17 protein-coding genes are annotated in these 13,757 nt (G+C 62.9%); 6 read left to right on the top strand and 11 right to left on the bottom strand.

The window, feature by feature from the left end:
- Positions 1 to 48 precede the first annotated feature (48 nt).
- The 5 genes from ACYVHT_RS18200 to ACYVHT_RS18180 form a co-directional block, all read right to left on the bottom strand.
- Positions 49 to 1,038 (bottom strand): aldo/keto reductase, encoded by a 990-nt coding sequence (locus ACYVHT_RS18200; RefSeq protein WP_460555222.1) that lies wholly within the window; start codon positions 1,036 to 1,038, stop codon positions 49 to 51.
- Positions 1,039 to 1,106: 68 nt separating this feature from the next.
- Positions 1,107 to 1,964, bottom strand: coding sequence for an aldo/keto reductase (locus ACYVHT_RS18195; RefSeq protein ID WP_460555219.1), 858 nt, complete (start codon positions 1,962 to 1,964; stop codon positions 1,107 to 1,109).
- Between the two features lie 292 nt (positions 1,965 to 2,256).
- Complete coding sequence (locus ACYVHT_RS18190) at positions 2,257 to 2,817, bottom strand: hypothetical protein (RefSeq protein ID WP_460555216.1); 561 nt, start codon at positions 2,815 to 2,817, stop codon at positions 2,257 to 2,259.
- A gap of 281 nt (positions 2,818 to 3,098) precedes the next feature.
- Positions 3,099 to 3,614: a hypothetical protein gene (locus tag ACYVHT_RS18185; protein ID WP_460555213.1), complete on the bottom strand. Its 516-nt coding sequence runs from the start codon at positions 3,612 to 3,614 to the stop codon at positions 3,099 to 3,101.
- A 92-nt stretch (positions 3,615 to 3,706) separates the two neighbouring features.
- A complete protein-coding gene (locus ACYVHT_RS18180) occupies positions 3,707 to 4,420 on the bottom strand; it encodes a porin family protein (protein ID WP_460555210.1) in 714 nt (237 codons plus the stop codon).
- Between the two features lie 200 nt (positions 4,421 to 4,620).
- Here ACYVHT_RS18180 and ACYVHT_RS18175 point away from each other — a divergent pair, with 200 nt between their 5' ends.
- The gene (locus ACYVHT_RS18175; RefSeq protein ID WP_460555207.1) at positions 4,621 to 4,986 is read left to right on the top strand and encodes a transposase; all 366 of its coding nucleotides are present in this window, start codon (positions 4,621 to 4,623) and stop codon (positions 4,984 to 4,986) included.
- 154 nt (positions 4,987 to 5,140) lie between these two features.
- Here ACYVHT_RS18175 and ACYVHT_RS18170 read toward each other — a convergent pair whose 3' ends face one another.
- The 4 genes from ACYVHT_RS18170 to ACYVHT_RS18155 all read right to left on the bottom strand — a co-directional run bounded on the left by ACYVHT_RS18170 (position 5,141) and on the right by ACYVHT_RS18155 (position 7,478).
- Positions 5,141 to 5,476: a hypothetical protein gene (locus ACYVHT_RS18170; protein WP_460555204.1), complete on the bottom strand. Its 336-nt coding sequence runs from the start codon at positions 5,474 to 5,476 to the stop codon at positions 5,141 to 5,143.
- A 417-nt stretch (positions 5,477 to 5,893) separates the two neighbouring features.
- Positions 5,894 to 6,424 (bottom strand): hypothetical protein, encoded by a 531-nt coding sequence (locus ACYVHT_RS18165; RefSeq protein ID WP_460555201.1) that lies wholly within the window; start codon positions 6,422 to 6,424, stop codon positions 5,894 to 5,896.
- Between the two features lie 39 nt (positions 6,425 to 6,463).
- Positions 6,464 to 6,667 (bottom strand): hypothetical protein, encoded by a 204-nt coding sequence (locus ACYVHT_RS18160; RefSeq protein ID WP_460555198.1) that lies wholly within the window; start codon positions 6,665 to 6,667, stop codon positions 6,464 to 6,466.
- A gap of 340 nt (positions 6,668 to 7,007) precedes the next feature.
- Positions 7,008 to 7,478 carry a hypothetical protein gene (locus tag ACYVHT_RS18155; protein WP_460555195.1) on the bottom strand — a complete coding sequence of 157 codons (471 nt, stop codon included), beginning with the start codon at positions 7,476 to 7,478 and terminating at the stop codon, positions 7,008 to 7,010.
- A gap of 369 nt (positions 7,479 to 7,847) precedes the next feature.
- Between ACYVHT_RS18155 and ACYVHT_RS18150 the strand changes: the two genes are divergently transcribed.
- From ACYVHT_RS18150 to ACYVHT_RS18140, 3 genes are all read left to right on the top strand, one after another.
- Complete coding sequence (locus ACYVHT_RS18150) at positions 7,848 to 7,982, top strand: hypothetical protein (protein ID WP_460555192.1); 135 nt, start codon at positions 7,848 to 7,850, stop codon at positions 7,980 to 7,982.
- A 470-nt stretch (positions 7,983 to 8,452) separates the two neighbouring features.
- Positions 8,453 to 8,935: a BLUF domain-containing protein gene (locus tag ACYVHT_RS18145; RefSeq protein WP_460555189.1), complete on the top strand. Its 483-nt coding sequence runs from the start codon at positions 8,453 to 8,455 to the stop codon at positions 8,933 to 8,935.
- 101 nt (positions 8,936 to 9,036) lie between these two features.
- On the top strand, positions 9,037 to 10,875 hold the full coding sequence (locus tag ACYVHT_RS18140) for a sensor histidine kinase (protein ID WP_460555186.1): 1,839 nt from the start codon (positions 9,037 to 9,039) through the stop codon (positions 10,873 to 10,875).
- A gap of 234 nt (positions 10,876 to 11,109) precedes the next feature.
- Here the strand turns inward: ACYVHT_RS18140 and ACYVHT_RS18135 are convergent, their stop codons facing one another.
- Positions 11,110 to 11,898, bottom strand: a complete 789-nt coding sequence (locus ACYVHT_RS18135; protein WP_460555183.1) for an alpha/beta hydrolase — start codon at positions 11,896 to 11,898, stop codon at positions 11,110 to 11,112.
- A 105-nt stretch (positions 11,899 to 12,003) separates the two neighbouring features.
- Between ACYVHT_RS18135 and ACYVHT_RS18130 the strand changes: the two genes are divergently transcribed.
- Positions 12,004 to 12,483 (top strand): hypothetical protein, encoded by a 480-nt coding sequence (locus ACYVHT_RS18130; RefSeq protein ID WP_460555180.1) that lies wholly within the window; start codon positions 12,004 to 12,006, stop codon positions 12,481 to 12,483.
- Positions 12,484 to 12,554: 71 nt separating this feature from the next.
- Here ACYVHT_RS18130 and ACYVHT_RS18125 read toward each other — a convergent pair whose 3' ends face one another.
- Positions 12,555 to 13,007, bottom strand: a complete 453-nt coding sequence (locus ACYVHT_RS18125; protein ID WP_460555177.1) for a hypothetical protein — start codon at positions 13,005 to 13,007, stop codon at positions 12,555 to 12,557.
- Between the two features lie 184 nt (positions 13,008 to 13,191).
- Between ACYVHT_RS18125 and ACYVHT_RS18120 the strand changes: the two genes are divergently transcribed.
- A complete protein-coding gene (locus tag ACYVHT_RS18120) occupies positions 13,192 to 13,383 on the top strand; it encodes a recombinase family protein (protein ID WP_460555174.1) in 192 nt (63 codons plus the stop codon).
- Positions 13,384 to 13,757 lie beyond the last annotated feature (374 nt).

Genomic DNA, 13,757 nt, shown 5'->3' with positions numbered 1-13,757 from the left:
ATCGGGGCGGGGAGTGGCCAGGGCTTGCCCGCTCCCCGCCCCAATCCGTTAGCGGTTTATCATCTGCTGCGCGGCCGGGGAGTAGCGGTCGCCCTGAATGGTGATGTGGGCGGCGGCCTCCTCAATCTGGCGCAGGTCGTCGGCCGTCAGCGCCAGGTCAACGGCCCCGAGGTTTTCTTCGAGGCGGGGCAGCTTGGTGGTGCCGGGGATGGGCGCCAGCCAGGGCTTTTGGGCCAGCAGCCAGGCCAGGGCAATCTGGGCGGGCGTGGCCTGCTTCGCCTGGGCAATCTGGCCCAGCAAATCCACCAGCGCCTGATTGGCTTTGCGGTTCTCGGGGTTGAAGCGCGGCACCGTGTTGCGGAAGTCCGTTTTGTCGAACTGCGTATGCTCGTCAATCTTGCCCGTCAAAAAGCCCTTGCCCAGCGGGCTAAACGGCACGAAGCCAATGCCCAGCTCTTCGAGCACGGGCAGAATCTCGGCTTCCGGCTCGCGCCAGAACAGCGAGTATTCGCTCTGTAGCGCCGTGACCGGCTGCACCGCGTGCGCCCGCCGAATGACCTGCACCCCGGCTTCGCTCAGCCCGAAATGCTTCACCTTGCCTTCGGCAATCAGGTCGCGCACCGTGCCGGCCACGTCCTCAATCGGCACGCTGGGGTCCACGCGGTGCTGGTAGAACAAGTCGATGCGGTCGGTACGCAGGCGCTTCAAAGAAGCTTCGGCTACGGCCCGGATATTTTCCGGCCGGCTGTTGAGCCCGCCGCCCGTGCCGGGCACCGAGGTGTTGAAGCCGAACTTGGTGGCAATCACCACCTGGTCGCGCAGGGGCTCCAGGGCCTCGCCCACCAGCAGCTCGTTGGTGAAGGGGCCGTACACCTCGGCCGTGTCGAAGAACGTCACGCCGCGCTCCACGGCGGTCCGAATCAGCTGAATCATCTCCCTGGTGTCGGCGGCCGGGCCGAAGCCGTGGCTCATGCCCATGCAGCCCAGGCCCAGGGCCGATACTTCCAGGCCGCTCGTGCCTAATTGTCGCTTTTTCATGTTGTTGAATGATAGGTGTTTTGTAAAAAAAACTTGTCCTGGGCAACGCTTCCCGCGGAGCTGCCGGGCTACTTTTTGGGCTTGCGCCCCCGCTCGCCAATCCACTTCACGATGGCCGGGTCGCGGTGGTCGAAAAAGACGCTGGCTTTGGTGTCGAGCGTGGCAATGGCGGCCATATCCCCGGCGCTCAGCTCGAAGTCGAACACGTTGATGTTCTCCGCGATGCGCGCTGGGCTCACCGACTTGGGAATCACCACCACGCCGCGCTGCGTGAGCCAGCGCAGGATAATCTGGGCCACGCTCTTCTGGTATTTACGGCCCAGGCCCACCAGCAGCTCGTTGGTGAACATGCCGTTCCGGCCCTCGGCAAACGGCCCCCACGATTCAATCTGCACTTTGTTTTCGGTCAGAAACTGCTGCGCTTCTGTCTGCTGGTGGAAGGGGTGCGTTTCAATCTGGTTCACGGCCGGCACTACTTTCTGATGCACGATGAAGTCCATCACCCGGTCGGGCGGGAAGTTGCTGATGCCGATGGCCCGCACGCGGCCTTCCTGGTACAGCTCTTCCAGGGCCCGCCAGGCGCCGTACACGTCGCCGAAGGGCTGGTGAATGAGGTACAGGTCCAGGTAGTCGAGCCCGAGCTTCTGCAGCGACAGCTCAAACGCCGGCCGGGCGTCCTCGTAGCTGGCATCGGCCACCCACAATTTGGTGGTGATGAACAGCTCCTCGCGGGGCACGCCGCTCTTTTTGATGGCGTTGCCCACGGCTTCCTCGTTGCCGTAGGCGGCGGCCGTGTCAATCAGCCGGTAGCCGGCCCGGATGGCGGCCAGCACGCTGGCTTCGCACTCGGCGGCATCGGCAATCTGGTACACGCCGAAGCCCAGCAGGGGCATTTCGACGCCGTTATTCAACGTGACGGTTTGCATGGTTTTCTGGTTGGTTGCATGGAAGAGTGCCTGAAAGCAATGCGGAATTTCAAGCACCCCGAATGCCCGGGTTTACACCGTGAGTCTACTCGCGGGCCGCGTCAATGGTTGGCCCCGGCCGCGCGCCCAGGGCCTGTTATTGCTGCCGTTGAGCGGGTTGCTCCGGGCACTACAAAGGTCCGGCAAGGAGCTGCCCCTGGAAATCACGATTCAAACCGATTATTATAAATTTCAAACAGCTTCCGCCGGGTTGGCCAGGCCGCGCGCCACCGCGCCGGCTTTTCGTGGCGGATTACCCGGGCAGCAGCGACGGGTTGCCGCTGGCGGTAGGAGCGGGCACCGGCCGGGTTTCCCGGCGCTGAATCCGCAACCCCTCGTGCAGCAGCAGGTGCAGATACGAGCCCACCAGCTCGCCCTTGAACAGGTAGTCCGTGTGTTGCGCCGCCAGCATTTTCTCAAAAATACCTGTGCTGTACGCTGCTTGCTCATGGGCTAACTCGCATACGCACAGGCCGCCACGCTGAAACAAGGAGAAGCGTGGCAGGCCATCAAACCAGCCATTGGCCTGCACAAACGCTTCGGTAAACAGGCAGGCATACCCCGTTACCCGGGCCGAGAGCAGCAGCGTGGTGTACGCCAGGTGCGGGGCGGCGAAGAACAGGTGCGTGCCATTCAGCTCCAGCCGCTGGCCGGCGTACTGCACCACGATGTGGCCCGTGACGAGGCTGGCTTTGTAAAAGTCCAGCCGATTGTAGGACGGCACCGGATTGCGGGAGGTGTTCAGCTCAAAGGCTTTGAAGCCTTTGAGAACGGGCGCAGCATCGGCCGGCCGCGTAGCCAGGGGGGAAGACATCGGACGGGAAATGAGCAACGGGGTGATGCCGCTGACCCCGGGGGCTTGCGAAGCCCTGCCGCTAAGCCGGCCGAATCAGCTGATGTAAAGGTCGGCCTTCTGCATCCGCCTCAAAATCACAATTCAAACCAATGCTTATATTTTTCAAGCAAGCACCTGTCGTTTGCAGCGCTGGCACCCGACAGAGACGCTCCCGGCGCCGCCAATTGAGGCCCCGGCGGCACTCATCAGGGGAAGCATAAGGACGGACGGCGGCCTGCATGGGAAGGCTACGGCATGCGTCAGCGGATATGATAGAACCGCTGGAGGCGTTCGGCCCAGCGCTGTACCGTGGCTTCGAGTGCGTTGGCGGCGGGGAGGCGGGTATAGGTAAAGCCCGTATCCACGTGGCCGTAGTCGAGTTGGGTGCCCGTGGGGGTAGGGCGGGCGTAAACCAGCTCCAGGGTATCGGCGGTCAGGATTTTCACCTGAAACTGCCGCTGGCTCTCCGGCACGAAGACGACCGCCCCCATGTGCTGGTAGGAGTGTGCCCCTACGCGCCGGGGAAAGGGGCCTCGGGTGCTGAAATGAATAAAGGAATCGGGGGTGATGACCATGCGGTACTTGCCGATAACGGCAGTGGGGCCGTAGCGGCGGGGAACTTGCCTGAAGCTGGCCGACGGATACGCATAATCCGTTTCGCTGTGCGAAGCCCACGTCCCCACCAGCGTCGGCTCGTGGTCTTGCGCGTGGCACGAGGCCAGCAGCAGCAGCAGCAGACTAAGGAGGCCGGGGGCCGGGTGGCGCAGGAGTTTCATGCAGTGGCAATCAGTGGCGGAGGCAGGCGCACGTCGGCCGCGGGCGGGCCCACGGCGGGCAGGGCGCCCGGCAGGCAGTTTTGGCCGGCTTCCTACCCTTTTTTAGGCCCCAGCAGGTAGCTGAGCGAGGCCTGGAAAGCACGGTTGTAGCGGGGGGCGCGCAGGAGCTGGAAGGCTTCGGCCGATACGTTGCGCAGGCCCAGGCTGTAGCCGGCCTGGAACAGGAGCTGCTGGTAGCGGTAGCCCAGCCCGCCCTGCAGGCCGGCGTCGTAGCGGCGCACGAAGGAGCCATAATCGTAGGCCGCCTCCGGGGCTGCGGTCAGCGACCCGCTGGCGAAGGAGCTGGGCCCGTTCTGGGGCGTGGTGCTATTGGTGAAGCTGCCGGCCAGGAACAGGCCGACGTAGGGGCCGGCAAATACCTGGAAGCCCTGCCCATCGCTGCGCTGGGTGTAGGCCAGGGCCAGGGGCAGGGTCAGGTAGTGGAGCCGTTCGGCGTACTCGACCTCACCGGTGCCGAGGTAGCTGTTGCTGACCGAGCGGATATCCACGGTGGTGCGCGTTTTGTAGCCCTTCTGGGAGTAGAGCAGGGCCCCCTGGAGGGCGAAATGCCCCCGGCTCAGGGCACTGGCCACACCGGCTTCGAGACCGGCGCGGTACTGCGGCGGGTCGAACACTTCCGGTTCGGTCAGGTGGTAGGTGGCCAGGTTCAGGCCCACGCGGGGGCCGATGCTGAACGAGGTTTGGGCGTGGGCCCGGGAGGCGAGCAGGCCCGCGCCGGTGAGCAACAGGAAAGAAAGACTTCTCATGGCTGAAAGAAAAAGGAGGAGCGGAAGATATGGCACGATGACCGCCGCCCGGCGACGGTGGTTGCGTCAGCGGCTGAGATAGGCGCGCACGCCGGCCGTGCGCGGCGCGCTGGATGCATTGGTTTCGTGTACGCTGCCCCAAACCGGGCGCCGGCTGTGAGTAGAGAATGCTGAAAATTACAGTGTCTGACGATTGACGAATGAAAAACGGACGACTCAGCGAAACCCAGCCTGTGGCCATGCTACAACAGCAAGCCAGCGGGCAAACCGTGGCCCGGATAGTGCGTGAGCAGGGCTTAGGTGAAGCCACCTTTTATGCGTGGAAAAGCAAGTATGCCGGGGCCAGCGTAGCGGAGCCAACCCGGCGCAAACACCCAGAAGAGGACAATCGCAAGCTCAAGCAGATGTTCGCCGACCTGAGCTTGGAAAATCAGGCTATCAAGAAGGTAAATCTCCGTGTATCATGGTCGGGCCATGTCGAGCCCACCCTTTCTAGCTCAACTTTCCCCCTTTTTTGTTTGGATAATAAAAAAAGGCCATTTCCGTGCTGGAAATGGCCTTTTTAGCAAAAGTCTGCGGTCTGGACGGAACGTCATGCGGTTTATTCACGCCTACTAAAAGTGCCCTGAATGACTCGAGTCGCCGTTTTGCGCGGTGACGTTTGGCCGGGGTAAGCAGCGTTGTGCACACCCGTGCCACAGGTTTTGCCACAGAATACCGCTATTTGGGCCGGCGAAGCAGCACATACGAGTAGCCCTGGCCCGCCGATTCGGCGAAGATATTGCTGTTGACCAGTTCGTAGCCCTGGGCTTCAAACTCCCCAACCTTTGCAAACAGCGGCTCCAGGTTGTACGATTTGCTGCCCCCCTCGGAGTCAACCTTGGTCCGCTCAAACCTGGTGGTGCCCTGCGTGACGTAAACGATGTTGTACTGCTGTACCAGCGAAACGTAATCGTACTGCTTGGGCCCGGTCGGCTCTTTGGCCGCGATGAGGCCGCCGCCGATGAGCAGCGCCAGGAGAAAGGCCAGGAGCTTGGGGGAATACTTGGTGAGCATGGAAAGAGAGGAAATGGTTGGCGTGCAAGTAAGCGAGAAATTCAGTGTCCTCAGGCCGCGACCGCTGCCGTGCCCGGCGGCTTTTTGCCCACTGTGCGGGCCCCGTGCCCCACCGGCAGGCAGGTGAGCAGGTGCAGCGGGGCATATTTCTCCACCAGAGCCACCGGCTTGAACACGTCGTCGTCGAAGGAGGGGGATGAAGCAGGCCAGCCGCTGGCGGGTATCGATGGCGGCGTGTTCGGCGGCCATCGCAGCCTGGGTGTAGCGCTCGAGCACGAGGTTGGTGTCGGCGGCGAAGTTGCCGGGCACGGGCTTGACTTCCTCGCGCTTGGGGTGCCAGTGTGTGGGGGCGCACTTCTCGCCCGAGCATGGGCGCAAGGTAGAAAAGCAGCCCGAAAACGTGTCAGGCAGCCCTGCTCAGGCGTGGACCATGGGCCGGCCCGCCGCCTGGTTGTAGTGGGCCAGCTCCTGTGAGAGCGCCGCCACGCGGCGGGCCAGCCGGGCCTGCTGCTCGGGGTCGCGGTCGGAGGGTTCGTCGCCGGGCTGGGTGGGGTGGGCGTGCTGCAGCCAGGCGTAGGCGTCGGCCAGGTGGTCGAAGGTGGCCACCATGGGCGCGCGCAGCTGGCGCACGGACTCGTTGGTGAGGTGCTTGACCAGCAGGCTCGGGGCGCATACCCAGGCCAGGTACTCGATGCCGGCCAGGCCCAGGTGGGGCAGGTACTCCTGGGCCAGCCACTTAGGGGCTTGGGGGCTCATGCCCGTCACGTCCACGTTGCTGTTGAGGATGCGCGGGTAGGTGCGGTCAAGAAAGCACCGGGCGATGGTCAGGCAGCCGGCCTGTACGTCGGCCAGCGAGAGGTTGCCGCGCCAGTCCGAGTACAGCCAGTCGTTCTGCGCATCGAAGTAAACCGAAACGATGGGGGTGTCGTGCAGTAGCAGTAGATTCATCGTTGAGGGGTGAGGGGAGAAGGAATCAGTGGGCACAGGTCACAAGTTGCGCTCCTGGCGACGGGCAATGAGCTGCTGCTGCCGGTCCAGGTCGAAGGAGAACTTGATAAACGAATCGAAGCGGAGCTTGCCGACCAGTTCCGGCGCCTCCTGTAGCAGGCGCTCGTAATCGGCATAGTAGGCGCGCAGCAGCTCTTTCTTGTGTTCGTAGTTCTCGCTGGTGGGCAGGTGATTGATGGGCATGGGACGGTGAGAAGGCCTGGGCTGCGGATGGCCCAGCATAACTGACAAACGAGATATGCGCAGGGGCGGATTGCGGCCCGCCAGCAGCCGGGCCACCGGTGGGCCGCTGCGAAAGGGGGCATCGCGGCGGGAGTTACGGACGCACCCGGGCAAACGCGCCGGCGGCAAGCAGGGCCGTAGGGAGTCGGTGTGGAACCATGGATAGCCCCTGCGTAAGGACCCGTGAATATACTCCTGGCGTCACGCTGCCAACCACTGCCAGGCAACGGCTGCTACTGCCCTCAGCGGCTGCAGGTAGGCGCGCCCGTCGGCCGTGAGCGGGCCCGGGGCGCGGTTGGGCTTAGGGGTGCAAGTCGGTAAAAACACCGCCGGTGACGGTGTGGGCCGTGATTCCGGGGTTGGGGTACGAGGTGCCGCTTGAGAAGGTGCCGGTGAAGCCGCCGCCGCTGGTCGTGGTAAGGGTGTAGGCCGCCGGATTATAGAGGACCGTGATGGCGTCGTTGCGAAAGAGCTGCATCTGCGTGAGCAGGTAGGCCGACGCGGGCTCCGACGTAAACTTTTGGTACAGGAGCCGGAGCTTTTCGGGGCCGGCAGCCGGCTGCGGAGTGGTCGTCAGGTCTACGGTCAGGAAATCATTCCCGGAATTGGTGGCCTTGTCTGCCGTTGCCGTGCAGGCGACCGGCTGCCCATCGTTGAGGTAGCTGGCGGGGGTGCCCTTGGGCGGGTCCGCCGGGTCGTCTTTTTTGGAGCAGCCCAGGGTGCTGAGCAGCAGGCTGCCGGCGAGCAGCAGGGAGAGGAGCTTGTGGTTCATGGGGAAAGGAAGGGTGAAAAGCGGCTGTAGAGGCCGCAGCTCAGGTTTCGCTCAGCGGCTGAGGTAGGCGCGCCCGTCGGCCGTGAGCGGGCCCGGGGCGCGGTTGGGCGTTGCGCAGGCGGATAATATTCATTTTAACAGTGCAAGAAACGAACGACTATTTTCTTACAGCACTTTGACACTGTTTCCTTGCCTTCAAAAGTTCTGTCTGGGGTTGCAACACTGTAACGCGCGCTTGTGCTTCTTCCTGCTGGTTTGTTTTTCAAAGGGCAAAAACAGATACAGCAATGCTAAGCAGACTGAAAGCAGCGGCTACCCATGCGGCCTTGGCTGCTGATACGGTGGCCTTGGCGCTCGTAATAGTCGCCAGTGCTGTGTCGCACAAGGATGTTGCTGGAGATGTCGGGCCTGGCGGTGGGCGCCAACGGCAAGCTCGTCGACAACTCGGGCTTCGCCGTGGCCGGCAGCGTGGCCCCGCCCCCGGTGGCGCCGCCTTCGAAGTAGCCGCGCAGCTGGCCGACGTGCGCGAGTGGAAGGACCGGCTCATCGTGGCGCTGCACCTGGGCGAGTTGGATGACACCCTGAGCGAGCGCAAGCAAGTACAGCTGGAGAACGGCATGCGGGCGTAGAACGGGTGTTCAAATTACTCCCCCACGCAAAGGCCCCGAAAACCGCGTTTTCGGAGCCTTTGCGTGGGGGAGCAAGGGTGTTAAAAAAAAGAATCTACCTTGAACATGCCTGGCGTTGAATTGAACACCCGTTTTGGCAAACCAGGCGCTCGGTAGTTGCCCATGGCACCGTCAGCACGGGCGTTTTGCTGCAATACCAGCCGAACGCGCACGAGCAATTACCAGAAACCGGCCCAACAAGCTGCGAACAGGGGGCTGGCCAAGCGGCGAAAACCCCAAACCCAACAAAGCGCGTAAAGCACTGCTTTCGTAGTAGTAGCTGTTGACTTGCGAAACATATCGCCGATGAAGCATATTGCCTATCTCAGCCGGGCCGTCCATCCCCTCTCTGATACCCAGTTACAGGAGCTGCTGACCCAGTCCCGCCGTGATAATACCCGGCACGGCATTACGGGGGTTCTGTTTTATAGCCACGGCAACATTGCCCAGTTGTTCGAAGGAGAGGAGGCAATTGCCAATGCGCTGTTTGAGCGCATTGCCCAAGATGGCCGGCATTCACACGTCGTCAAGCTCATCGACAAACCGATTGCCCACCGCAGTTTTGCGGAGTGGTCCATGGCCTTTCATCCGTTGGAGCCCAATGGCTTTGCGGCGCTGGAAGGGTTCCTCTTGCCCGACCACCTGCCGCCGGTGCCCTCCTCGATGAACATCGCGGATGCCCTCCTGGTAGAGTTGGTCCGGCGCGCGGTGTTAGGGACGCCCACTACTACGGCTCTGGAAGCTTTTTTCGACGCTCCGCAGCAGGCCAGCACGAAAGATGCCCCATAACGGCAGCCGACTGCCTGCTCGTCACTTTCCTTCTATTTATTTGCCTTCGCAAGTCGTTCCGGCTTGTCTACATTGCGATGTCCCACCCGCCGTTTTCCCAGTTGTTACGCCACCTGCCTGCTGGCGTTGCCACTTTGGAAGGCCCCGAGCTGCGCTATGGATTCATTAATAAAGCCATTGAAGCGCTGGTAGGAGCAGACGCGGCCGGCCAGCGCATTGCAGCGCATCCCGGTGCGTTGCCGGCTGCGCTGCTGGAGGTGCTGGAGCAGGTGTATCACTCCGGCAAGCCCTACGTGGCCAAAGCCTGCATGTGCGCCCCGGCTTCCGGCGATGAAACCGCCGCCTGCCGCTATTTCGACCTGGCCCTGGAGCCTTACGGCGACGAGCACCAGCCGGTGGCCGGCTTGCTGCTGCTGGCCATCGACGTGAGCGAGCAGGAAGCGGCACGCCAGCAGGCGCACGAGCTGGCCCTGGCCACCCGGCGGCTGGACGCCCGCCTGCGGGTGCTGACCGAAACGGCCCCGCTCATCACCTTCACAACGGATGCGCAGGGGCGCTGCATCTACGCCAGCCCGCAGTGGTACCGCTTCACGGGGCAGCCGCCCACGGCCGACCTCACGGCCATCTGGCCGCTGCTCATCCACCCGGATGACCGGCTGCAGGTGCTGTACCAGGCCGAGCAGGCGCGCCAGACCGGCACGGGCTGGAACCACGAGTACCGCCTGCGCCGCTACGACGGGCAGTACCGCTGGCACCTGAGCCGCGCCCTGCCCGAAGTCCATCTGCCCGAGCCGCCCGTTTTCTGGCACGGGGCCCTCACGGAAATCCACGACCAGCGCGAACTGGCCGAAGCCCTGCGCCGGGGCGAGGCTGAAGTGCGCTTTCTGGCCGACAGCATTCCGGAGCTCATCTGGACGGCCACGGCCCAGGGCCTGATTGACTACTACAACCACAACACCACCGCCTACGCGGGCCTCACCAAAGAAGCGCTGGGCCCCACCGGCTGGGTGGCGCTGCTGCATCCCGAGGAACAGGCGCTGGCGGCCCGGCGCTGGGTGCACAGCGTTGCGACGGGCGAGCCCTTCGACGGCACCTACCGCATGCGTCGGCACGACGGCAGCTACCGCTGGCACCTCGTGCGCGCCCGCCAGCTGGCCGACCACACCGGCCTGCGGTGGTTTGGTGCCTGCACCGATGTCGACGACCAGTACAACCTGCAGCAAGTGCTGCAAACGCAGTATGATGAGCTGGCCCGCGCCTACCACGACCTCGATACCTTTGTTTACGCGGCCTCGCACGACCTGCGCCAGCCGGCCCTGAACCTGCGCGGGCTGTTCACCGAGCTGCAATTCACGGCCAGCTTTGCCGACCCGGACGAATCGGCAATTCTGGGCATGGTGGACGAAGCCCTCGGCCAGCTCGATACCACGCTGCACGACCTGGCCGCCACGGTGCGCACGCAGCGGGCCCAACAGGAGCCGGCCGAAGTGCTGGACCTGGCGCTCGTGCTGGAAGAGGTGCTGCTGGGACTGCGGCCTCAGGCACAGGTGCTCCGGGCCCGCCTCGACGTGGACGTGGAAGCCGCGCCCGGCCTGCTGTATGGGCGGGCCAATCTGCGCTCCGTCATCCACAACCTGGTCAGCAACGCGCTGAAGTTTGCCCACCCCGACCGGCCGCCGCACGTGGGGTTGCGCAGCTACCTGACGGCCGACCAACAACCCGTGCTGGAAGTGCGGGACAACGGCCTGGGCATGGCCCTGGCCAACCCGCAGTCGCCCATCTTTCAGTTGTTTGAGCGACAGCACACCCACGTGGAGGGCACGGGCGTCGGCCTCTACCTGGTGCAGCGCATCGTCACGAGCCAGGGCGGCCACATTCGCGTGGCCAGCACCTTGGGCGAGGGCACCACGTTTACCATTTACTGGACTGTTCCGGCCTGATGCCACCCTGCCCGGCGCCAGGCGTGACAGGCACCACCGGTAACGCTCTGGTAACCGACACAGTAAAGAGAAGTAGTGACGGTTTTAAAGCCGCGTTTTCTCCCTCCTGTTTTTGAACGATGCGCGTTTACGGCAGTAGCGTTTTCCTGAGCGCCTTTCAAGGTTACAGCACCGGAAATGTATCCCCATCCGGGGAGGCGTGCGCAGCGCGTTCAACCGGTGCAGCTGCCAGGCTTATGACAGCGCAGCCAGCCACCGCTGGACGAAGGCGGCATCTTCGCGCCACGTGGACTGCCCCAGCATGGCGTGGCTGCGGCCGGGCAATTCCTGGTAGTCGGTCACGGACGCCGGATGCCGGTAACGCCGGTGGTTAGCGCGGTTGAGGGCAGCGGGCATGAGGCGGTCGGCCCCGCCGGCCAGAAACAGTAGCGGCGCGTGCGGGCGGTGGAAGTCGACGCGGGCGCCCAGGCCGAGGGCGCCGCGAATGGTCTTTTTGGATTCGGGCGCGGCCAGCTGGTCGTAGTATTTCTGCTGGTCGGCTACGGGCAGGCCGTTGGCAATGGCCTGCTGCCACTGCTTGAAGGTGGGCAGAAACGTCGTTTTCAGGGAGGAAAACAGGCCCAGCATCGGCAGCACGGACCGAACCAGCGACCAGTTGGCCACCACCACGCCCAGCGGCGGCGCCGACTCGATGGCCACGGCGGCGGCCACGGCGTCTTGCTGCAGGAGCAGTTGCGCAAGGAGCCCGCCGAAGGAGTGCCCGATGACAATGGGCTTGGCGGGCAGCTGCGCGATGAAGTCGGCATACACCCGCAGCACATCGGCCAGGCCATTTTGGGCGATGGGCGAGTGCGGGTGGTGGGTACGGAGTTCGGCGGCCGGAGCTGCTTTGTGGGGCCAATCGGGAACATAGCAGGTGTAGCCTTCCTTCTCAAAGAACGCCTTCCAGTTATCCCAACTCGCCGACGTGACGACAGCACCCGTAATGAAAACGATGATAGGGCTAACCGGTGATGCACTCATGAAATAAACATAACGCTCTTTTGCCGGCCAGCTGGAGTAGCTTAGTAAACCGAGCGTTATTTTCACAGCCTCCTAGGGCTGCTCCATCAAATTATCTCCTAACCGATGCGAACACTCCTCTTGGTGGTGCGCAAACTGGTCCTCGTTTTCGTGGGCTTGGCGCTGGTAATTGTGGCCTCGATTACCGTCTCCGAACTCACCGACGACCCGCCCAAAGTGGGCTTGTGCCTGGCCGCTTCCCGCGAGGCCGCGCTGGGGAGCATCTGGCTAGGCCTCTACCAAGACGGCACCTTTGCTTATGGTCAACTCGAACGCGACATCAATACCCGCGGGACCTACCGGTTCCGGGGCGATACCTTGCTGCTGACCGCTGACCCGGGCTCTACTATCAGTTGCGAGCAGTCCCGCCATCAATTTGTGTTGCGCGAACACCGCTTGGTCCAGTTGCCGGAGGGCCAGTCGTGCATCGGCTGGGTCAGGGTGCAGCGGGGGGCGCTCGGTGCTTGTGCCGGCGCGCCTGCTACTGCCTCGTCAGAACCTGGCAACGCAAACCGCAAACCGCAAGAGCCGCTGAAGACCCCGTAAGCTGGTTTAGCGAAACGGTTGTGGCTTAAGCCCGTGCCGTTCAGTATCAGGAATGGTTTAGCGCTCAAAGCTTATTGGCACTCTTGAAAAGTAATGGCCGTGGTTTTGGCCAGGACCGTGCTACGGCTGGGGCCGGTGTTGCGGTGCAGATAGAAATAGCACGTCACGGGGCGTTGGAGGCGGTCGTTGCGCCGGATGGCGGCCACGGGGTAGCTCAAGGTGAGCGTGTCGTGACGGGCCGTAACTGTGGCTTGGCCCTGTACGCCATCAGAGAAGGTCATCCCTGGCGTGGTGCTTTGAAACTTGATGGACACGGCAAAGCCGTAGGCCGACTGCTCTGTCTCGGCCAGGTGGTAGGCCAGCTTCGCCCGAATCACCGACTGCGGAGTCAGGGTAGCGCAGGGGGGCTGGTTGAGGGCCAGCAGCGCAATGGTATTGCCGGAGGGGGCTTGGGCGGCCAGTACGGCCGAAAGACCGACCAAGGCCACGCCGGAGCACCCGGCACCGAAGAGGATGCGTTTCATTAGGCTATCCGTTGGGGAAAGGCATACAACGGTTAGCGAAAGGTACTCCGCTGATTCGGTTCTGTTCAGTAAATGAGTGAAATATACTTACAAGGGTTTGGTAGGCAATTTCGCCCATGCGAGTACCTATCTACGCCAGAGTATCGACCCATGATAAGGGCCGGGACCCGGAAAACCAGGTGCCGTGCTGCGCAGCTTCGCCGAGCAGCACGGCACCATCTATAAAGTCTTCATCGAAGAAGTATCCGGCGGTAAGCCTGACCGCAGCCAGTTCAAGCAGCAGCTGCTCGAAGCCTACCAGAAGAAGCCCGACCTGGTGGTGTTCTGGCGGCTCGACCGCTTCAGCCGGGAAGGGGCCCTGCCCACGCTCAAATAGCGGAAGAAGCTGCGCGACCACGGTGTGAACTACAAATCCTTCACCGAGCCCTGCCTCGACAGCCTCGGGCCCTTCAGCGACATAATTGTCTCGATGCTGGCCACCATCGCTGACAGGGCCTGATAAAGATTTCAGAAAACACCAAGTCAGCGCTGGCCAAGAGGAAGGCCGCCGGTATGAAACTGGGTGCCCCAACTAAATCAACTATCGTAATAGCTCAAGCGCAAGCCTTGAAAGGGGAGGGGAAGTCTAACGGTTACATCGCCCGGAAGCTTGGAATTTCCCCCAGCACGGTAGCTAGGAAGTGTTAACAGTCGCGCAGCCACAAGACAGTTGCGGCGAGGTGAATAAAGGCCAAAAAATGCGCATCGAGC

This window comes from Hymenobacter daeguensis (assembly GCF_054780555.1).
This window is presented reverse-complemented; position numbering and strand designations above follow the sequence as displayed.